Raw genomic sequence first — 20,189 nt, 5'->3', positions numbered from 1 at the left:
TGCCCCTCTACGCCCCAAGGGCAACGTACGCGCCAAGCGCAACATCCGTCTGAGTTGCCCGAATTGGCGAAACCTTCACGCAACGTAGCGTCAAGCCGAAATCACTGCATGTGAGTTCAGTGCAAAGAATGCGCACGGTGACGGGAATTTTTGACGCGAGGATTTGAACTGATCACGAGAGGGTCACTAGGGTCATGGCTCGAACCTCCGCTCGGGTGATCACTCATGAGGAGTGACGGTGGAGGGCACCGCCCGCCGGCGTGTCGGTAGGCGGCTGAAGGAAGAAGGAGCTCGCCTTCGTGGCGTCCCACCGTCGACCCAAGCAGCCGAGCCGCGCCCGTGTGACCGTGCTCACCACCGCCGCCGCCGCTGCCATGGCCCTCAGCGCGCAGGCCGCCAACGCGGCCCCCAGCGCGAAGCCCAGCAAGGATGAAGTCAAGTCCAAGGTGGACGACCTGTACCAGCAGGCGGAGAAAGCCACCGAGGCGTACGACGGGGCCAAGGAGAAGCAGGCCACGCTGGAGAAGGAGATCTCCACTCTCCAGGACAAGGTCGCCCGCGGTCAGGACGAGCTGAACAAGCTGCGTGACGGCATAGGCACGATGGCCAGTGCCCAGTACCGCACCGGCAGCATCGACCCCTCCGTGCAGCTCTTCCTCTCCTCGAACCCGGACGACTACCTGGACAAGGCGTCCACGCTCGACCAGCTCAGCAGCCAGCAGGTCGAGGCGCTGAAGAAGATCCAGGAGAAGCAGCGCGAGCTGTCCCAGGAGCGGCAGGAAGCCACCGACAAGCTCAAGGACCTCGCCGCCACCCGCACCCAGCTGGGCAAGAACAAGCAGCAGGTCCAGGACAAGCTCGCCGCCGCCCAGAAGGTCCTCAACAGCCTCACCGCCCAAGAGCGGGCCGCTCTCCAGGCCGACCAGGAGCGCGCGAGCCGCGCGAGTGCGCGCACCGCCCTGAGCGGCAACCCGGGTGTCGGCTCCGGCCGGGCCGGCGCGGCCTTCGCCGCCGCGCAGCGCATGATCGGCGTCCCGTACCAGTACGGCGGCACGGGCCCCAGCACCTTCGACTGCTCCGGTCTGACCTCCTGGGCCTACGCCCAGGCGGGCGTCACCATCCCGCGCACGTCGCAGGAGCAGGCCAACGTCGGCACCCGTATCTACAACCAGGCCGACCTCCAGGTCGGCGACCTGGTGCTCTTCTTCGGCGACCTGCACCACGTCGGCCTGTACGCGGGCAACGGCCAGGTGCTGCACGCGCCGCACACCGGTGCCAACGTGCGCTACGAGGCGATGAGCGACATGACGTTCGAGTTCGGCGTCCGCGTCTGAGCCTGCCGCTCGGTGTCAGGCTCGGGCCGCCGCCCGAACGGGCGAATTCCAGCGGTCCCCGCTGACCCCGCACCCCGTCGATGACCTGCGTCAGCGGCGGGGTGCCGCCGTGTCCGGACCCGTCCCGCGCTTTGGTTCCCGCGTGATCGCCCGGCTACTGTCTGCCGCGTTTCCCTCGCCGGGTGGCGGGGGTCAGTCAGCGGAAGGGAGTGCGACCGGTCGTGGGGTCCCATCGCCGCCCAGCACCGTCCGGCCTCGGCCGGGGCCGCGGCGCCACAGCCGCCGTCTTGTCCGCCGCCGCGGCGGCCACGGCCTTCGGTGCCGCACCGGCACACGCCGAGCCGCGTGACCCCCGCGCCACGGTGGATCGGCTGTACCAGGAGGCCGAGCAGGCCACCGAGGCGTACAACCAGGCCCGGGAGCACGCCGGTGCGCTGCGCCGGCGCGTCGGCCTGGCGCAGGACCGCATCGCCCGGGAGCAGGACCGCGTCAACGCCATGCGGAACGCGCTCGGGACGCTCGCCGGAGCCCAGTACCGCTCCGGGGGCATCGCGACCACCCTCGCCCTGCTGCTGTCGGACGATCCGGCCGACTATCTCGACCGGGCGGCCGCACTCGACCGGATCGGCGACCGTCAGGCCGGTCAGCTCAAGGAGCTCCAGGGCGCGTTGAGGGAGCTGGCCCAGGAACGCACGGTGGCCGCCGATGAGTTCGCCGAACTGGACAGGTCCCGCAGGGCCGTCGTACGGCACAAGCGGACCGTGGAGCGGAAGCTCGCCACCGCGCAGCGGCTGCTCAACTCCCTGCCGGTCACCGAGCGCGCCGCCTACGACCGGGCCTCCCGCTCCGGTGGCGACCTGCCCGACCTCAACAGCCTCGTACCAACCGACTCCCGCGCCGCGGCAGCCGTCGCGGCGGCCCGCTCCGCGCTCGGCCGCCCCTATGTGTGGGGCGCCACCGGGCCCGGCGGCTTCGACTGCTCGGGCCTGATGCAGTGGTCGTACCGGCACGCGGGCATCGGGCTGCCGCGCACCTCGCAGGAGCAGCAGTACGCCGGCCACCGGGTGCCGCTCTCCCAGGCCCGGCCCGGTGACCTGGTCGTCTACCGCGCGGACGCGAGCCATGTCGCGATGTACGTCGGCGGCGGCCGGGTCATCCACGCGCCCCATCCGGGGGCCGCGGTGCGCTACGACGCGGTCGGGATGCTGCCGGTCTCCGCGGTCATCAGACCCTGAAGGCCCTGAAGGCCCCGAAGGTTCTGAAGGCACTGACCACGGCGCCGCCAGTGGACCGGGCCGACGCGTACGATCGGAAGATGGCTGGTCGCAGGCGTGTCGCGGGGATACTGGCGGGCTGTGCGCTGCTGCTGGCCGGCTCCGCCGACTGTGCCGGCCGGCCCGCTTCCGGCGCCCGACCGGCCGCCGTGCAGCAGGTCCTCGACCGCCGGGCGACGGCACTCCTCACGCACGACCGCCCCGCCTTCCTCGCGACCGAGCCGCCGGCCGCCGGTACCCCGGGTCACCCCTCGGACGCCGCCGCTGAGTTCGACCACCTGCGCGCCGTACCGCTCGCCTCCTGGTCGTACCGCCTGACCTCCCTGCACCGCACCGGCGACCGGGCCACCGCCGACGCCGAACTGCTGTACCGGATCAAGGGCTACGACCGGGCGCCGGTCACCACCGCCCGCGCACTGCGGCTGGTCCTCACCAAGGGACGCTGGTACGTCAGCTCCGACGAGCCCGCGAAGAAGGCCGACCAGCAGCTGTGGGAGCAGGGCACGGTCGAGGTGGCCCGCGGGGCGCACAGTCTCGTCCTCGGAGTCGGGCAGTCAGGCGACCTCCTGCGGGAGTACGCGCGCCTGGCCGACCGGGCGGTGCCCGCCGTCACCGGGGCCTGGGGCACCGACTGGCCGGGCCACGTCGTGGTGCTCGTACCGCGCTCCCTCGACGGGATGGCGGGGCTGCTCGGCTCCCCGGCCTCCCGGTACCAGGGGATCGCGGCCGTGACCACCGGCGAGGCGGGCGGCACGGCCCAGGCCCCCGCGGACCGGATCATCGTCAACCCGGACGCGTACAGGGTGCTCAGCGACCTGGGCAAACAGGTCGTGCTCACGCATGAGACCACTCATGTGGCCACCCGCGCCCACACCTCGGCCGCCACCCCTCTGTGGCTCTCGGAGGGGTACGCGGACTGGGCCGGCTACCGGGGCAGCGGCCGTACGCCCGCGCAGGTGGCCCCCGAACTCGGCCGCTCCGTCGTCCAGGGGCGGGTGCCCGCGGCACTGCCCAAGGACGCGGACTTCGCCTTCACCGGAGACGCGGGCACGCTCGCGCAGGCGTACGAGGGCGGCTGGATGGCCTGCCGGTTGATCGCCGACCGCTGGGGCGAGGTCCGGCTCGGCGAGTTCTATCGCGCGGTGGGTGACCACCGGAAACGCGAGGGCGCGGTGGAGGACGCGCTGCGAAAGGTCCTGGGAACGACCCTGGAGAAGTTCACCGAGCAGTGGCGCGCGTATCTGAGGGCGCAGCTGGGCTGAGAGCCGTCATGGTCGGCAGCCTGGTTCGGCAGCGCTCGTACACCGCCCTCAGGAGCGGGTGAGGGACTCCCGGGCCGGGGTGGTCTGGGGCGGCACGGTCGGGGCCGGGCGCGAGACCGTGCCGCGCCACAGCCGCTGGGCGGCGGTCAGCGCGGCGAGCAGCAGCAGGCCGTTGCGGGTGAGGAGGAGCGCGACCCCCAGCTTGTCGCTGGCGACGACGTCCACGAAGTGGAGCGGGAACTCCATGACCGTGACCGGGCAGGCGGCCAGGACCAGCGCGGCGGGCAGTGCCATCCGGCTGCCGCGGAAGCACAGGCAGACGGCCGCCAGGCCGACCAGCCACACCAGGTACTGCGGGCTGATCACCCGGCTGGTGACCGTGAACATCAGGACCGCGACGAAGGCCGCCTCGGCGGGCGCGTGCGGCGGCATTCGTCGCACCCGCATCCGCCACAGCAGCAGCCAGCCGAAGGCGGTCACGGTCAGGAACAGGGCCGCCGCGCTGACCCAGTCGACGTAGGGGCCGAGGAACTCGACCGAGCCGTAGTTGAGCAGCACCTGGCCCTTCCAGCCGAAGTGCCGGGCCACATGGAAGACCAGGGAGCCCAGTGACTCGATCTCGGTGCCGCGGTCGCGCTGGGCGGTCAGGAAGGAGAGCGCGCCGGGCATCGTCAGGGAGAACAGCAGCGCCAGGCCGCCCGCCGTCGCCGCGGCCGAGATCCACGCCCGGCGCGCGGTGGCACCCGCCAGCAGCAGCGCGGGCCACACCTTCAGCATCGCCCCGAAGCCCACGAGCGCCCCCAACGCCCGCGGCCGGCGCGGCCCCGCCAGCAGCGCGGCGACCGCCACCGCCGTCACCATCAGGTCGTAGCGCGCGTACACGGTGGGGCCGAGCAGGGCGAGGCCGAGCGCCCACGCCCATGCGCCGCGCAGTGTCCTGCCGGGACGCGCGCCCGTGTACAGGAGCAGGCAGAAGACCGCCAGATCGGCGAGGAAGGCGAGCACGAAGAAGGCCCGCGCGTAGTCGAGGAACGGCAGCAGCGCGGGGGAGAGCACGGCCAGCGCGGCGGCCGGCGGGTACTGCCAGGTCACGTCGTCCCGCGGGAACGTCCCGGTGCGCAGGATGTCGTACCAGCTCTGGTAGATCACGGAGACGTCGGTGGTCACGTCGGGGCCCGGGAAGACGAGGACCTTGAAGACGAAGAGCAGCAGGCCGAGTCTGGACACACTCCACGTGGCGATCAGCCAGAACGGGAACCGCCGTGCGCCCGTTGTGTCCACCTTCTGAGCCCCTGTCCTGTGTCCTCGCGCATCCCGAGCCGCCGTCCGCCGTGCCCGGCCATGTTCTCCCGCCGGACCGTGCCGGGGCGAAGAAGCGCGGCCGTGCGCGACTGTGAAGACGGTCGGACCTTCGCCCGGGTTGCGTTTTACGGCTTTCGTCCGGGCGCGCCCTCCCTCCGATGGCGGTGCGCGCCTGCCGTCCGGTGGCCGTTCGGTAGTGTCGTGGGCGATGCACAAGACCCTGATCGTGACCAACGACTTCCCTCCCCGTCCGGGCGGCATCCAGGCATTCCTGCACAACATGGCGCTGCGCCTGGACCCCGAGCGGATCGTCGTCTACGCCTCCACCTGGAAGCGCGGCCACGAGGGCGCCCGGGCGACGGCGGCCTTCGACGCGGAGCAGCCGTTCACCGTCGTACGGGACCGGACGACGATGCTGCTGCCGACGCCGGGCGCGACCCGGCGGGCCGTGGGGCTGCTGCGGGAGCACGGCTGTGCGTCGGTGTGGTTCGGGGCGGCGGCACCGCTCGGCCTGATGGCGCCGGCGCTGCGGCGGGCGGGGGCGCGGCGGATCGTGGCCACCACGCACGGCCATGAGGCGGGGTGGGCCCAGCTGCCCGCGGCCCGGCAGCTGCTGCGCCGGATCGGCGAGTCCACGGACACGATCACCTACCTCGGTGAGTACACGCGCTCGCGTATCGCCTCCGCGCTCACGCCCGAGGCCGCCGGGCGGATGGCGCAGCTGCCGCCGGGCGTCGACGAGCGGACCTTCCACCCGGGGTCGGGCGGCGACGAGGTACGTGCCCGGCTGGGCCTCGCGGACCGACCGGTGGTGGTCTGTGTCTCCCGGCTGGTGCCGCGCAAGGGCCAGGACACCCTTATCGAGGCGATGCCCGCGATCCTGGCCAAGGAGCCCGAGGCGGTTCTGCTGATCGTCGGGGGCGGCCCCTACGAGAACGATCTGCGGCGGCTCGCACGCGAGACCGGGGTCGCGGACGCGGTCCGCTTCACCGGCGCCGTCCCCTGGTCGGAGCTTCCGGCGCACTACGGGGCGGGCGACGTGTTCGCGATGCCGTGCCGTACCCGCCGTGGGGGACTGGATGTCGAGGGGCTCGGCATCGTGTACCTGGAGGCGTCCGCTACGGGGCTGCCCGTGGTCGCAGGCGACTCGGGCGGCGCGCCGGACGCGGTGCTCGACGGGGAGACCGGCTGGGTCGTGCGGGGCGGCTCCGCCGAGGAGTGCGCCGACCGTATCGTCACCCTGCTCGGTGACCCCGAACTGCGGTGCAGGATGGGGGAGCGGGGCCGCGAGTGGGTCGAACAGAAGTGGCGTTGGGACCTGCTGGCCGAGAGGCTCCGGAACCTGCTGTGACGGCATCCGCGGGCCCATGGCGGGTCTTTGCGCCGGTCAATGCGCCCTTCATGAGGCGCGTCGCGCCCCCGTGAAGGGCGCGGGATCCTAGCAGGAACGCGGCACTCAGGTTGGCATAAAGACCCAGGTTGGCGCAAAAAACCGGCACAACCTCTAGCCGGAACGAGAACCTCCGCCGATGCTGCGCGCATGACAGAAAAACTGACGCACCGTCACCTGACTAGACGTCAAATCCTCGGTATGGCAGCCCTCCAGACGGCCGCCACCCTGGGGTTCACCCGTGTCGGACTTCAGTCCGCCCACGCGGCCGAGCCCGCGGCTGTCCAGTCCGCCCCCGCCATCGTCATCGGCTCCGGCTACGGCGGCGCCGTGGCAGCCCTCCGGCTCGGACAGGCCGGAATCCGCACCCTCGTCCTGGAGATGGGCCGGCTGTGGAACACCCCCGGCTCCGACGGAAAGGTGTTCTGCTCCACCAGCGCCCCGGACCAGAGATCCATGTGGTTCCGCACCCGCACCGAGGCGCCGCTCGCCACCTTCCTGTGGCTGGACGTCGTCAACAGGAACATCTCCTCCTACCCCGGCGTCCTGGACCGCGTGCACTACGACAACATGTCCGTGTATGTCGGCCGGGGCGTGGGCGGCGGCTCCCTCGTCAACGGAGGGATGGCCGTCACCCCCCTCCAGTCCTACTTCGGCGAGCAGTTCCCCACCGTCGACGCCACCGAGATGTACTCCACGTACTTCCCCCGCGCCCGCACCATGCTGGGCGTCAACACCATCGACCCGAACTGGTTCGAATCGACGGAGTGGTACAGGTTCGCCCGTATCTCACGCAAGGCCGCGTCCAACGCGGGCCTGAAGACCACCTTCGTGCCCAACGTCTACGACTTCGACTACATGCAGCGTGAGGCCGCCGGCACGGCCACCAAGTCCGCGCTCGCCGGGGAGGTCATCTACGGCAACAACGCGGGCAAGCGCAGCCTCGACAAGACCTATCTGGCCTCCGCGCTCGGCACCGGCAACGTCACCATCAACACCCTGGAGCGGGTCAAGGCGATACAGCGCGCGGCCGATGGGTCGTATGTGCTGACCGCCGACCGGATCGACACCACCGGCAAGGTCGTGGAGACCAAGCAGTACTCCTGTACGTACCTCTTCCTCGGCGCGGGCAGCCTCGGCACCACCGAACTGCTGCTGCGCGCACGGGAGACGGGCGCCCTGCCCGCCCTCGACCCGAGCGTCGGCACCGGCTGGGGCACCAACGGCAATGTGATGCTCGGCCGTGCCAACCATGTGTGGGACACGGTGGGTGCCAACGAGGCCACCATCCCCGTCCTCGGCATCGACGACTGGGCCAACGCCGACAACCCCGTGTTCGCCGAGATCGCTCCGCTGCCCATGGGCATAGAGCACTGGATCAGCCTGTACCTCGCGATCACCAAGAACCCGCAGCGGGCGTCGTTCACCTACGACCCGGCGACGGACTCCGCGAAACTCGGCTGGACCGCTGCCCAGAGCGCCGTCTCCGTGAACATGGCCAAGAAACTGTTCGACCGGATCAACCTGGCCAACTTCACGATCTACCGGTACGACCTGTTCGGCTCGAGCAGCAAGGTCTTCGCCGACGACTTCTGCTACCACCCGCTCGGCGGCTGCGTCCTCGGCAAGGCGACCGACGACTACGGCCGCGTCAAGGGATACCCGAAGCTGTATGTCACCGACGGCTCCCTCGTACCGGGCAACATCGGTGTCAACCCGTTCCTCACCATCACCGCGCTCGCGGAACGCACCATGACGCGGGTCCTCGCCGAGGACACCGCGTCATGATGTGAGGCCGGGGCCCCGCTGCCTGGCTTACTTCTGGTAGATGGCCTCGATCTCGTCCGCGTAATCCCGCGCCACCACATTGCGCTTGAGCTTCAGGGACGGCGTGAGGTGGCCCGACTCCTCGGTGAACTGGGAGGGGAGGATGCGGAACTTCCGCACCGATTCCGCCTTCGACACCGCGGCGTTGCCGTCGTCGACCGCTTCCTGGATCGCAGCGATCAGATCCGGGTCCTGGCGCAGCGACGCCGCGGTGGAACCCGCCGGCTTTCCGTGCTCGGCGGCCCAGCGGCCCAGGAACTCCTCGTCGACGGTGACCAGCGCGCCCACGAACGGCCGCCCGTCGCCCACCACCATGCACTCCGCGACCAGCGCGTGCGCCCGGATGCGGTCCTCGATCACGGCAGGGGCGACGTTCTTGCCGCCCGCGGTGACGATGAGCTCCTTCTTCCGGCCGGTGATCTTGAGGTAGCCGTCCTCGTCCAGGGTGCCGATGTCACCGGTGTGGAACCAGCCGTCGGCCAGCGCCTCGGCGGTCGCGGCCTCGTTGTTCCAGTACCCCTTGAACAGGTGATCGCCGTGCAGCAGCACCTCGCCGTCGTCGGCGATGCGCACCACGGAACCCGGCAGCGGCTGGCCCACCGTGCCGATCTTCTGGCGGTCCCAGGGGTTGAAGGTGGTGGCCGCGCAGGACTCGGTGAGGCCGTAGCCCTCGAGCACCGTGAAGCCGATACCGCGGAAGAAGTGGCCGAGGCGCTCGCCCAGCGGGGCACCGCCGGAGATCGCGTACTCGCCGCGACCGCCCAGTACGGCGCGCAGCTTGCTGTAGACGAGCTTGTCGAAGGTCTTGTGCTTGATCTTCAGGCCCAGGGAGGGACCGGACGGGGTGTCCAGGGCACGGCTGTAGACGATCGCCGCGTCCGCCGCCTTGTCGAAGACCTTCCCCTTGCCGTCGGCCTGCGCCTTGGCGCGCGCCGAGTTGTAGACCTTCTCGAAGACCCGCGGCACACCGAGGATCAGCGTCGGCCGGAACGCGGCCAGTTCATCGGTGAGGTTCTTGATGTCCGGGGCACAGCCCAGCTTGATCGGCGCGATCATCGGCGCGATCTGCACGAGGCGCCCGAAGACATGCGCGAGCGGCAGGAAGAGGAGCACGGAGCACTCGCCCGTACGGAACAGGGGCCGCAGCCGCTCCACGATGTTGCCGCACTCGGCGAAGAAGGCGCGGTGGGTGAGCACACAGCCCTTGGGGCGCCCGGTGGTGCCGGAGGTGTAGACGATGGTGGCCGGGTCGTCGGCCTTGGCGAGGGAGCTGCGCTCCTCCACCGTCGCGTCGCTGAGGTCCTTGCCGAGGTTGCCCAGCTCCTCCACGCCCCCGGCCTCGATCTGCCAGACGTGCTTGAGGGCGGGCAGCCGGTCGCGGACCGACTCGACCGCGGCGGCGTGCGCGTCCAGCTCCACGATGCAGGCCGTCGCGCCCGAGTCGCTGAGGATCCACTCGACCTGCTCCGGCGAGCTGGTCTCGTACACAGGCACGGTGACCGCGCCCGCGCTCCAGATCGCGAAGTCGAGGAGCGTCCACTCGTAGCGGGTCCTGGACATCAGGCCCACGCGGTCGCCCGGCTGCACACCGGAGGCGATGAGGCCCTTGGCCGCCGCCCGTACCTCGGCCAGGAAAGTGGTCGCGGTGACGTCCTGCCAGGCACCGTCCACCTTGCGGGCCATGACGGCGACGTCGGGATGCTGCGCGGCGTTTCTGCGGACGATGTCGGCCAGGTTGCCGTCGGCAGGGACCTCGTACAAAGCCGGAAGACTGAACTCGCGCAAGACTGCTGCTCCTCATAGGGCGCCGACGCCACGACTCTGTGTGATCGACGGTGCGGTCCAAGGCTGGGGCGGATGCGCACGACTCCCGCCACGTTCCCTCCGGGGAGCCGTTGGCTGAAATTTTGTGCACAACTGGACTGCCCGGACGTTACCCGCCGGTATGGCCTCTACGACAGGGGGTCCCGGTGAGATGTTCCATGCGTCACACGCCCCGGGTGCTCCTTCGCGCACAGTAGTCCACCGATTTCCAGACTGACCAGTAACCGCAGGTCCACCCGCCACTGTTCACCAATGCCGCACACCCTTACGCTTGATCGACATGGCACCCACACCGGTCGGCAACCACAGAACGCGCGTCCACGTGGTCAGCGACGTGCACGGCAACGCGCGCGACCTGGCCGCCGCCGGAGACGGCGCGGACGCGTTGATCTGCCTCGGCGACCTGGTGCTGTTCCTCGACTACGCCGACCACTCGCGCGGGATCTTCCCCGACCTGTTCGGCAAGGAGAGCGCGGACCGGCTGGTCGAACTGCGCACCGCCCGCCGCTTCGAGGAGGCCCGGGCGTTCGGCGCCTCGCTGTGGGCAGGTGTCGGCGGCGACCGCTTCGCGACGATCGAGAAGGCGGTCCGCAGGCAGTACGCCGAGCTGTTCGCCGCGTTCCCCACTCCGACGTACGCGACCTACGGCAATGTGGACATCCCCGCCCTGTGGCCGGAATTCGCCGGCTCGGGCACGACCGTGCTGGACGGCCAGCGGGTGGAGATCGGCGGCTGGACCTTCGGCTTCGTCGGCGGGGGCCTGCGCACACCCATGCGGACCCCGTACGAGATCAGCGACGAGGAGTACGCGGCGAAGATCGAGGCGCTCGGGGAGGTCGACGTGCTGTGCACCCATATCCCGCCCGACGTGCCGGAACTGGTCTACGACACCGTCGCGCGCCGCTTCGAGCGCGGCAGCCGCGCCCTGCTGGAGGCCATCCGCCGTACCCGCCCGCGCTACTCGCTCTTCGGCCATGTCCACCAGCCGCTGGCGCGGCGGATGCGGATCGGGGCGACGGAATGCGTCAATGTGGGGCACTTCGCGGGCACCGGAAGGCCCTGGGCGCTGGAATGGTGAGCGCCCGGTGGCCGAACCCCAGGTGGGGTGGTAGCGGCCCCACACGTGCACGGTAGCCTTCACGCTGCACATGCGTGCGCACGCGCGCACAACCCTCCCCGACCGGACCGCATCTGGAGGAGCCACGGCGATGGCGGAACACACCAGCTCGAGCATCACGATCGAGGCGGCTCCGGCCGACGTCATGCGGGTGATCGCCGACTTCGCGCGCTACCCGGACTGGACGGGCGAGGTGAAGGAGGCCGAGGTCCTCTCGACGGACGCGCGGGGCCGTGCCGAACAGGTGCGCCTGGTGATGGACGCGGGAGCCATCAAGGACGACCAGACCCTGGCCTACACCTGGACCGGTGACAGCGAGGTCTCGTGGACCATGGTCAAGTCCCAGATGCTCCGCTCCCTGGACGGGTCGTACCTGCTGAAGCCGGCGGGCGCGGGCGGCACGGAGGTCACCTACCGGCTGACGGTGGACGTCAAGATCCCGATGCTCGGCATGATCAAGCGCAAGGCCGAGAAGGTCATCATCGACCGGGCGCTCGCCGGGCTGAAGAAGCGCGTGGAGGCTGGGGACGAGTAGCGCGGGAAAGGCAGCGAGGACGCCGCCCGGCCCGGCAGGTGCCCTGCTCGGCCGGCCGGCCCGGTCCGGGTAGCGTTCACCCCCATGCGCACCATCCTGATCACCGGCCCCGGCGGCTCCGGCCGGACCACCGTCGCCGCGGCCACCGCGCTGGAGGCCGCCCGCCAGGGCACCCGCACCCTCGTGCTCAGCGCCGACCGGACGGACTCCCTCGGATCCGTGTTCGGGGTCCCCACCGGTGCCACCCCCGTCGAGGCCGCCCCGGACCTCACCCTCTGGCGCCCGGACGCGGCCGCCCACTTCCGTGACGACCTCGTCGCCTTCCAGGACCGCGCGGCCGGAGCCCTGGAACTCCTCGGCGCCGCCCGCCTGGACGCCGAGGAACTCACCCCTCTGCCCGGCGCCGAGGAACTCGCCCTGCTGCGCGCCCTGCGCGACGCCGCGCTCTCCGAGGCGTACGACCTGCTCATCGTCGACCTGCCCCCGGCCCCGGGGGCCCTCGCCCTGCTCGCCCTTCCCGAGGAGCTGCGCCGCTACCTGCGCCGTCTGCTCCCGCCGGAGAAACAGGCCGCCCGCGCCCTGCGGCCCGTCCTCGGCCGGCTCGCGGGCGTCCCGATGCCCGCCGACCGGCTCTACGAGACCGCCGCGCGCTGGGACGTCGAGCTGGCAGCCGTCGAGGCCGTGCTCACCGACCGTGCGACCGGGGTGTGGCTGGTCGCGGAGCCGGGTCCGGCCGGAGCCGACGAGGTGGACGCCGCCGTCCTCGGCCTGGCGCTGCGTGCTCTGCGCCCCGAGGTGCTGATCGCGAACCGTGTCCTGCCCGACAGCGGACAGGACGCCTGGTTCGCGGGGCTGGCCGCGCAGCAGCGCAAGGCCCTGGAGGAGTGGCAGGGCGCGTACGGCACGGACGGTGTGCACTCCGTCCCGCACCTCGGGCGGGATCCGCGCGGCGCCGACGACCTCGCCGCTCTCGCCGCCCCGGCCGTCAATCCGTCGCCCGCCCCGGTCGAGTGGCCCGTGGCGGACCGGCTCGCCGAGGACGGTGTGCTGGTGTGGCACATTCCGCTGCCCGGAGCGATACGCGACGAACTGGACCTGGTACGGCGCGGCGACGAACTCGTCGTGACCGCCGGTCCCTTCCGCCGGATCCTCACGCTCCCGTCGGCCCTGCGGCGCTGCAGCGTGAACGGTGCGGCCCTGCGCGACGGTGAGCTGCGGATCCGCTTCACCCCTGATCCGGAGCTGTGGCCTCGCGGCATGTGACACGTACCCCCGTTCGGGTAACGTCGGGAGTACGAACCGCAGTCAGGAGTCCGCCATGAGCGAAGAGAGTCCCACGTCCGACGCCGACGCATGGGCGAAGGCGTGCGCCGAGGATCTCGCTGCGGAGAAGGGCCGCCGACGCGCCGAGTACGGCCGTCCGCCCGGCTCGGCGGCCGAGGAGCTGCGCAAGCTGGTCGACGCCGTCGCGGACAAGCTGTCCGGGCTGCAGACGCCGCTGTTCGGCGCCGCCGCCTCCGGCGTGGTGCAGCAGGCGGTCCAGCAGGCCAAGGCCGCGGTGGAACCGGTGATCGAGCGCAACCCGGAGGTCTTCGACCACTTGGCGGCCGCCGGTTCCGAACTGCTGGCGGCGTACCGCTCCGCGGTGGAGGCCCAGGAACGACGCTGGACCGGACCGTCCGGGGGTGACCAGGGGCCGGGCGAGCGGATCGATCTCGACTGAGAGTCCGTTTCGCGCCCGCGCGGCCAAGCCGTGAGCCGGCGATGTCCTGCGCCCCTGTTCTGCCGTTCTGCGACTGTCCCTCGCGCTGTCCCCTGCGGGTGTGTGGTGGCTTGTCGCGCAGTTCCCCGCGCCCCTGTCGGGTCGGTTGCGATGCGTTGTCCCCTGCGGGTGCGTCGTGGGCCGGCTGGGGACAGGGGCGCGGGGAACTGCGCGAAAGGCCACGGTGGACCCGCAGGTCGTCGTGCGGGTGGTCACCCATCAGGGGCGCGGGGAATTGCGCGAAAACCACTGCCGGTCCGCGGGTCGGTGTGCGCCGGGAGCTGTCCCTTCAGGGGCGCGGGGAACTGCGCGAAAACCCGCGCGCACCCGCAGGGACGACGCCCCGAGCCGCGCCCGACGGGCGTCAGACCGCTCGGGTACGGTGGGCCGTAGCGGGGCTCGACCGAAACTGAGGGATTCATGGGACTCACCATCGGCGTCGACATCGGCGGCACGAAGATCGCGGCCGGTGTGGTCGACGAGGAAGGAAACATCCTCTCGACCCACAAGGTGCCGACCCCGGCCACGCCGGAGGCCATCGTGGATGCCATCGCCGCAGCCGTCGAGGGCGCCCGCGTGGGACACGAGATCGTCGGTGTCGGGATCGGTGCCGCCGGATACGTCAACCGTCAGCGTTCCACGGTCTACTTCGCCCCCAACATCGACTGGCGCCAGGAGCCGCTCAAGGAGAAGGTCGAGGCCCGCGTGGGCCTCCCGGTGGTCGTGGAGAACGACGCCAACGCGGCGGCCTGGGGCGAGTACAAGTTCGGCGCGGGCAAGGGCCACCGCAACGTCATCTGCATCACGCTCGGCACCGGCCTCGGCGGCGGGATCATCATCGGCAACAAGCTCCGCCGCGGCCACTTCGGCGTGGCCGCCGAGTTCGGCCACATCCGGATGGTCCCGGACGGCCTGCTGTGCGGCTGCGGCTCGCAGGGCTGCTGGGAGCAGTACGCCTCCGGCCGCGCCCTCGTGCGGTACGCGAAGCAGCGGGCCAACGCCACCCCCGAGCACGCCGAACTGCTGCTCTCGCTCGGTGACGGCACGCCCGAGGGCATCGAGGGCAAGCACATCTCCATGGCGGCCCGCCAGGGCGACCCGGTGGCCGTCGACTCCTACCGTGAACTCGCCCGCTGGGCCGGTGCCGGCCTGGCCGACCTGGCCTCGCTCTTCGACCCGTCCGCCTTCATCGTCGGCGGCGGCCTCTCGGACGAGGGCGAGCTCGTCCTCGACCCGATCCGCAAGTCGTACAAGCGCTGGCTGGTCGGGGGCAACTGGCGCCCGGTAGCCGACGTCATCGCGGCCCGGCTGGGCAACGAGGCGGGGCTCGTCGGCGCCGCGGACCTGGCCCGGGAGCCCGACCCGATCATGTAGCCCGATCCGCGCAGGACGGCGTGCGCCCAGCCCCGAGCCCTCCAACGGGCACAGGGCTGGGCGTACATTGATCGGCATGGCGCTGCTGCCCGACTCCAGCACCGAACCCGACGGCCGCGCCGTCGTCCGCGTGCTGAGCTACAACGTCCGCTCGATGCGCGACGACACCGACGCCCTCGCCCGGGTGATCACCGCCTGCGCCCCCGACCTCGTGCTCGTCCAGGAGGCCCCCCGCTTCTTCCGCTGGCACAAGAAGCTGGCCCGGCTCGCGGCGGACTCCGGCCTGGTGATCCTCACGGGGGGTGCCACGGCGGCGGGACCCGCGGTCCTCTGCTCGCTGCGCACCACCGTCGAGCGCACCGAGGACGTGCTGCTGCCGCTCACCCCCGGGCTGCACCGCAGGGGCTTCGCGACGGCGGTGGTGGGCTTCGGCGGTGTCCGGCTCGGTGTCGTCAGCTTTCATCTGAGCCTGGAGCAGCGAGAGCGGTATGCGCAGGCGAGCCTGCTTCTGGACCGGATCGCCGGGATGGGGGTGGAGCACGTTCTCGCGGGCGGGGACCTCAACGAATCCCCGGAGGGCCCCGCCTTCGAACGGCTGGCGAGCGCTCTGCGGGACGCCCGCACCGCCGCCCCCTGGGGCGCGGAGTACACCTGGACACCACCCGACCCGCACCGGCGCATCGACGCGATCTTCACCACGAGCTGCGTGGAGGTCCTCGGCTGCGGAGTCCCGCTGAGTCAACCGGGAGTGACGGAGGCGGACCTGAGGGCGGCCTCCGACCACTTCCCGGTCCTGGCCGCCCTCAGGGTTTCCGCCTCATAGGACGTACGGCGTACGGTCAGACGACCGCGCCCCGCCCCGGGTCGTCGTCGTCCTCGTCGCCCGTCCGCATGCGCGCCACCAGAGTGGCGCAGCCGCCCAGGAACCCTCCGATGCCGAGCGTGGTCAGCCACCAGGTCATGTCCCAGCCCAGGAGTATCGCCAGCAGGAGCAGCACGGGCCCGCCGACCACCCCGAGCCAGGCGAACTTCGCCGTCGTGTCGGCCTCGGGCAGCGGCGGCGGATCCGGCGGCACGAAGTGGCCCTCGTCGTCCGCGTCGAAGTCGTCCTCGGAGGGCTCGGGCGGGCTGTAGTCGCGCGGGCCGCCCACACCGGGCGCGAACGAGACCGAGCTGCCCAGCGGCGTCGCGGGCTCGTCCTTCTTGTCGTCGCCCCCCGAGCCGTCCGGCTCCCAGGCGGGCAGCGCCAGGTCCTCGACCGGCTTGAAGGGCTTCGCGCCCGGCGGGTCCGGGGGCTCCTCGCCGTACCCCGCGACGATGGCCGCCCAGACGGCCTCCTCGTCGATGGGCACACCCTTCTCGTCCGGCTCGCGGTCCTCGCGGTCGGAGTCGTGCTCAGCCACCTGCGGCCGTCCCTTCTTTGCCGACACTGGGCGCGAGCCGGCCGATGAACGTGTGGCTCTCCTCGAAGATCCGGTCCGCGTCGTGGTCCAACGTCGCCACGTGGTAACTCTGTTCCAGCAGGATCTCCGTCACATCCACGGAGGAGACCCGGCCCAGGACCCGAGCCGAGTCGGCCGGCGGGACGACATGGTCCTGGGGGCTGCGAAGAAGCAGCAGCGGCTGAGTGACCTGCGGCAACTCGCCGTCCAGCCGCCGCAGGAAGTTCCGCAGGGAGTGGGCCGCGTGCAGGGGCACCCGGTCGTAACCCACCTCCTCGCCGCCGCCCTTGGCGATATCGCTGGCGATCCCCTTCGTGGAAGGCACCAGATGGCGGGCCACCGGAAGGGCGTACGGGGCCAGTCCGTGCATCTTGTTCGCCGGGTTCACCACGATGACCCCGGAAATGGCGTCCCCGTGCTTGGCGGCCAGCCGCAGGGCCAGCGCGCCGCCCATGGACAGACCGGCAACGAACACCCGTGCGCAGCGGTCGCGCAGGGTCCGCAGCGCGCGGTCCACCTCCGCGTACCAGTCCTGCCAGCCGGTGACCTGCATGTCCTCCCAGCGCGTGCCGTGTCCGGGCAGCAGCGGCAGCGACACGGTCAGACCGCGCTCGGCGAGATACTCCGCCCAGGGGCGCAGCGACTGCGGGGAACCAGTGAAACCGTGGCAGAGGAGGACGCCGACCTCCCCGCCGTCGTGGCGGAACGGCTCGGCTCCAGGAAGGACCGGCACGTCGGTCTCCTGTTCATGAAAAGGGGCTGGTGTTCGTCAGCAGGGGTGGACACGAAGGGTGGGCACATCGACTGCAGGTACTTCACCGTACGCGACCGCACTGACACCGACCAGGGCCGTCGGCGCTCTTTGAGGCGGACCGGGTTAAGGTCTGTGTCACAGACACAGGAGGAACTCGGTTGTTGTACGGCGCGATGAAGGTGGCCATCGGGGGGCCGCTGAAGCTTACGTTCAGGCCCTGGGTGGAGGGCCTGGAGAACATTCCCGCCGAGGGACCCGCGATCCTGGCGAGCAACCACCTCTCGTTCTCGGACTCGTTCTTCCTGCCCTCGGTCCTCAACCGCAAGGTGACCTTCATCGCGAAGGCCGAGTACTTCACCACGCCGGGCGTGAAGGGGCGGATGACCGCGGCCTTCTTCAAGGGTGTCGGCCAGCTCCCGGTGGACCGCTCGGGTTCGCGCGGCGCGGGTGAGGCCGCCGTCAAGAGCGGTATCGAGGTGCTGGAGCGCGGTGAGCTGTTCGGCATCTACCCGGAGGGCACCCGGTCGCCCGACGGCCGCCTCTACCGCGGCAAGCCCGGCGGCCTCGGACGCGTAGCTCTCGCCACCGGGGCGCCCGTGATCCCGGTCGCCATGATCGACACCGAGAAGATCCAGCCCCCCGGCAAGGTCATGCCCAAGCTGATGCGCCCGGGCATCCGTATCGGCAAGCCGCTGGACTTCAGCCGCTACCACGGCATGGACAACGACCGCTTCGTGCTGCGCGCGCTGACCGACGAGGTCATGTACGAGATCATGAAGCTCTCCGGCCAGGAGTACGTCGACATGTACGCGACGGCCGCCAAGCGGCAGATCGCGGAGGCGGCGAAGGCGGAGAAGCAGGCGCAGCAAGCGGAGAAGCACGCGCACAAGGAAGCGCAGAAGGAAGCCGCGCAGGCGCACGAGGACGCGCACAAGGACGCGGAGAAGACGACGGCGCAGGAGGCCGGGAAGGAACCGGCGGGTTCGTAGGCGCGCTGTCGGTCGAATCTGGGGTGGGGGGCATGGCCAAGCGCGAGCAAGTCGTCAGGATGTCGGTCGAACAGCCGCTGTGGCGTGCGCTCACCGTCTACCGCGTATTGACGATGCTGTACGCGATCGGGCTCTTCGTCAGCGCGTACGACATGTTCGCCCACCCGCGTGTCGCCATCGCGTACTACGCCGTGCTGGGCGTGTGGACGCTCTCCACCCTCCCCAGGGTCGCCAACGCCGCGAGCTGCACCAAGCCGTTCCTGGCCGTCGACCTCACCATCGCGCTCACCGGCATCTTCCTCACCCCGCTCGCGGCCACCCATGAGCGGATCGTCTCGGGCGGTCCGACACTGCCCTCGATCTGGACCGCCGGAGCCGTCCTGGCGTACGCGATCAAGGGCGGCTGGCGCTGGGCCGCCTACGCCTCCACGGCGGTCGCCGTGGCCGACCTGATCGAGCGTGGCACGCCGGCCCGCGACACCGTCCACAACGTGGTGCTCGTCTGGGTGGCCTCCATCGGCATCGGGTACGTCGTCGAGGTCGCCCGCGCCTCCGAGCGCACCCTCGCCCGCGCCCTGGAGATCGAGGCCGCGACCCGGGAGCGGGAGCGGCTGGCCCGGGACATCCACGACGGTGTCCTCCAGGTGCTGGCCATGGTGCAGCGGCGCGGCTCCGCCATCGGCGGCGAGGCCGCGGAGCTCGGCCGGCTGGCCGGTGAACAGGAGATCGCGCTGCGCACCCTGGTCTCCGGCGGTCTGGTCCCGCGTTCCCGGACGCCGCTGGACGCGGCACCCGGCGGGTCCGGCCACGACCGGCCGGGCGCCTGGGAGGGCCCCGTCGATCTGCGATCCCTGCTGGCCCGCTACGTGGGCGCCCGGGTGACGCTGTCCGAACCCGGCGCCCCGGTACCGCTGGCTTCCGAGGCCGCGCGGGAGGTGGCCGCCGCCGTCGGTGCGGCGCTCGACAACGTCCGCCGGCACGCGGGGGACGGGGCGCACGCCTGGATCCTGGTCGAGGACGAGCCGGACGCGGTCATCGTGACGGTACGGGACGACGGGCCCGGCATCCCGGAGGGACGGCTCGCCGAGGCCGAGGGAGAGGGACGGCTGGGGGTCGCCCAGTCGATCCGCGGCCGGCTGCGCGACATCGGCGGCACGGCCGAGCTGATCTCGGTCCCGAGCCAGGGCACCGAAGTGGAACTGAAGATACCGAAGCACGTGAAGGGCCCCCGGGCCCCGCGGGGGAAGGCGGAGCGAGGATGACGGAGGGCACGGAGGACACCACCGGCGGGCGGTCCCCGGTCAGGGTGATGGTGGTGGACGACCACCCGATGTGGCGTGACGCCGTCGCACGCGATCTGGCCGAGGCCGGATTCGACGTGGTCGCCACCGCGGGCGACGGCGAACAGGCCGTACGCCGCGCCCGTGCCGCCGCGCCCGACGTCCTCGTCCTGGACCTGAACCTGCCGGTGAAGCCGGGTGTCCTGGTCTGCAGGGAACTCGTGGGCGCCGATCCCGCGCTGCGCGTCCTGGTGCTGTCGGCGAGCGGTGAGCACGTGGACGTACTGGAGGCCGTGAAGTCCGGCGCGACCGGCTATCTGCTGAAGTCGGCGTCCACTCAGGAGCTGATCGACGCGGTGCGCCGCACGGCGGACGGCGACCCGGTGTTCACCCCCGGCCTCGCGGGGCTGGTCCTCGGCGAGTACCGCCGGCTCGCCTCCGAACCCGCCCCCGCCCCGGACACCGACGAACCCGGGGCGCCGCAGCTGACCGACCGGGAGACCGAGGTGCTGCGGCTGGTCGCCAAGGGCCTGAGCTACAAGCAGATCGCCGAGCGCCTGGTGATCTCGCACCGCACCGTGCAGAACCATGTCCAGAACACCCTGGGCAAGCTCCAGTTGCACAACCGGGTGGAGCTGGTGCGGTACGCGATCGAGCGGGGACTCGACGGCGAGTAGCCCCGGCTGCCCCCTTCCTTCTTTCGAGTGGATTCGCGGTGATCAA

Annotated in this window: 18 protein-coding genes; 14 read left to right on the top strand and 4 right to left on the bottom strand. The window is 71.3% G+C overall.

Annotation, left to right across the window (positions count from 1 at the left end; translation table 11 throughout):
- The first annotated feature begins 299 nt into the window (after nt 1–299).
- The 3 genes from ABZ845_RS01515 (at nt 300) to ABZ845_RS01505 (ending at nt 3,870) form a co-directional block, all read left to right on the top strand.
- On the top strand, nt 300–1,334 hold the full coding sequence (locus ABZ845_RS01515) for an NlpC/P60 family protein (protein ID WP_360971705.1): 1,035 nt from the start codon (nt 300–302) through the stop codon (nt 1,332–1,334).
- 221 nt (nt 1,335–1,555) lie between these two features.
- Entirely contained in the window at nt 1,556–2,569 is a 1,014-nt protein-coding gene (locus ABZ845_RS01510) for an NlpC/P60 family protein (protein ID WP_360971703.1), read from the top strand.
- A gap of 80 nt (nt 2,570–2,649) precedes the next feature.
- The gene (locus ABZ845_RS01505) at nt 2,650–3,870 is read left to right on the top strand and encodes a hypothetical protein (RefSeq protein ID WP_360971701.1); all 1,221 of its coding nucleotides are present in this window, start codon (nt 2,650–2,652) and stop codon (nt 3,868–3,870) included.
- 48 nt (nt 3,871–3,918) lie between these two features.
- On the opposite strand, the gene ABZ845_RS01500 is transcribed toward ABZ845_RS01505, so the two are convergent.
- Nucleotides 3,919–5,151 carry a glycosyltransferase family 87 protein gene (locus ABZ845_RS01500; RefSeq protein WP_360971699.1) on the bottom strand — a complete coding sequence of 411 codons (1,233 nt, stop codon included), beginning with the start codon at nt 5,149–5,151 and terminating at the stop codon, nt 3,919–3,921.
- A 229-nt stretch (nt 5,152–5,380) separates the two neighbouring features.
- On the opposite strand from ABZ845_RS01500, the gene ABZ845_RS01495 reads away from it, so the two are divergent.
- Together ABZ845_RS01495 and ABZ845_RS01490 are read left to right on the top strand one after the other, a co-directional pair.
- Nucleotides 5,381–6,523, top strand: coding sequence for a glycosyltransferase family 4 protein (locus ABZ845_RS01495; protein ID WP_360971697.1), 1,143 nt, complete (start codon nt 5,381–5,383; stop codon nt 6,521–6,523).
- Nucleotides 6,524–6,763: 240 nt separating this feature from the next.
- Nucleotides 6,764–8,350 (top strand): GMC oxidoreductase, encoded by a 1,587-nt coding sequence (locus ABZ845_RS01490; RefSeq protein WP_360971695.1) that lies wholly within the window; start codon nt 6,764–6,766, stop codon nt 8,348–8,350.
- A 27-nt stretch (nt 8,351–8,377) separates the two neighbouring features.
- Here ABZ845_RS01490 and ABZ845_RS01485 read toward each other — a convergent pair whose 3' ends face one another.
- On the bottom strand, nt 8,378–10,174 hold the full coding sequence (locus tag ABZ845_RS01485) for an AMP-dependent synthetase/ligase (RefSeq protein ID WP_360971693.1): 1,797 nt from the start codon (nt 10,172–10,174) through the stop codon (nt 8,378–8,380).
- A gap of 319 nt (nt 10,175–10,493) precedes the next feature.
- On the opposite strand from ABZ845_RS01485, the gene ABZ845_RS01480 reads away from it, so the two are divergent.
- From ABZ845_RS01480 to ABZ845_RS01455, 6 genes are all read left to right on the top strand, one after another.
- On the top strand, nt 10,494–11,291 hold the full coding sequence (locus ABZ845_RS01480; RefSeq protein WP_360971691.1) for a metallophosphoesterase: 798 nt from the start codon (nt 10,494–10,496) through the stop codon (nt 11,289–11,291).
- Nucleotides 11,292–11,421: 130 nt separating this feature from the next.
- Nucleotides 11,422–11,865, top strand: coding sequence for an SRPBCC family protein (locus ABZ845_RS01475; RefSeq protein WP_360971689.1), 444 nt, complete (start codon nt 11,422–11,424; stop codon nt 11,863–11,865).
- A gap of 84 nt (nt 11,866–11,949) precedes the next feature.
- Complete coding sequence (locus ABZ845_RS01470; protein ID WP_360971687.1) at nt 11,950–13,128, top strand: ArsA-related P-loop ATPase; 1,179 nt, start codon at nt 11,950–11,952, stop codon at nt 13,126–13,128.
- A gap of 55 nt (nt 13,129–13,183) precedes the next feature.
- Nucleotides 13,184–13,588, top strand: coding sequence for a DUF5304 domain-containing protein (locus ABZ845_RS01465; RefSeq protein WP_360971685.1), 405 nt, complete (start codon nt 13,184–13,186; stop codon nt 13,586–13,588).
- Between the two features lie 459 nt (nt 13,589–14,047).
- Nucleotides 14,048–15,001, top strand: a complete 954-nt coding sequence (locus tag ABZ845_RS01460) for an ROK family glucokinase (RefSeq protein ID WP_360971683.1) — start codon at nt 14,048–14,050, stop codon at nt 14,999–15,001.
- A 76-nt stretch (nt 15,002–15,077) separates the two neighbouring features.
- Entirely contained in the window at nt 15,078–15,824 is a 747-nt protein-coding gene (locus tag ABZ845_RS01455) for an endonuclease/exonuclease/phosphatase family protein (protein ID WP_360971681.1), read from the top strand.
- Between the two features lie 16 nt (nt 15,825–15,840).
- On the opposite strand, the gene ABZ845_RS01450 is transcribed toward ABZ845_RS01455, so the two are convergent.
- Both ABZ845_RS01450 and ABZ845_RS01445 read right to left on the bottom strand, forming a co-directional pair.
- Nucleotides 15,841–16,404: a hypothetical protein gene (locus ABZ845_RS01450; RefSeq protein WP_360971679.1), complete on the bottom strand. Its 564-nt coding sequence runs from the start codon at nt 16,402–16,404 to the stop codon at nt 15,841–15,843.
- Nucleotides 16,397–17,176: an alpha/beta fold hydrolase gene (locus ABZ845_RS01445; protein WP_360971677.1), complete on the bottom strand. Its 780-nt coding sequence runs from the start codon at nt 17,174–17,176 to the stop codon at nt 16,397–16,399. The genes ABZ845_RS01450 and ABZ845_RS01445 overlap by 8 nt, the downstream gene beginning before the upstream one ends.
- A gap of 194 nt (nt 17,177–17,370) precedes the next feature.
- Between ABZ845_RS01445 and ABZ845_RS01440 the strand changes: the two genes are divergently transcribed.
- Genes ABZ845_RS01440 through ABZ845_RS01430 form a run of 3 tightly spaced genes read left to right on the top strand, consistent with a single transcriptional unit; the run spans nt 17,371 to nt 20,143 of the window.
- The gene (locus tag ABZ845_RS01440) at nt 17,371–18,186 is read left to right on the top strand and encodes a lysophospholipid acyltransferase family protein (protein WP_360972428.1); all 816 of its coding nucleotides are present in this window, start codon (nt 17,371–17,373) and stop codon (nt 18,184–18,186) included.
- A 32-nt stretch (nt 18,187–18,218) separates the two neighbouring features.
- Nucleotides 18,219–19,448 (top strand): DUF5931 domain-containing protein, encoded by a 1,230-nt coding sequence (locus tag ABZ845_RS01435; RefSeq protein WP_360971675.1) that lies wholly within the window; start codon nt 18,219–18,221, stop codon nt 19,446–19,448.
- Nucleotides 19,445–20,143: a response regulator transcription factor gene (locus ABZ845_RS01430; protein WP_360971673.1), complete on the top strand. Its 699-nt coding sequence runs from the start codon at nt 19,445–19,447 to the stop codon at nt 20,141–20,143. Before ABZ845_RS01435 ends, ABZ845_RS01430 begins: the two co-directional genes overlap by 4 nt.
- Nucleotides 20,144–20,189: the final 46 nt, after the last annotated feature.

Origin of the sequence: Streptomyces sp. NPDC047022, assembly GCF_040644155.1 — a bacterium.
Taxonomy (GTDB): Bacteria; Actinomycetota; Actinomycetes; order Streptomycetales; family Streptomycetaceae; genus Streptomyces.
This window is presented reverse-complemented; position numbering and strand designations above follow the sequence as displayed.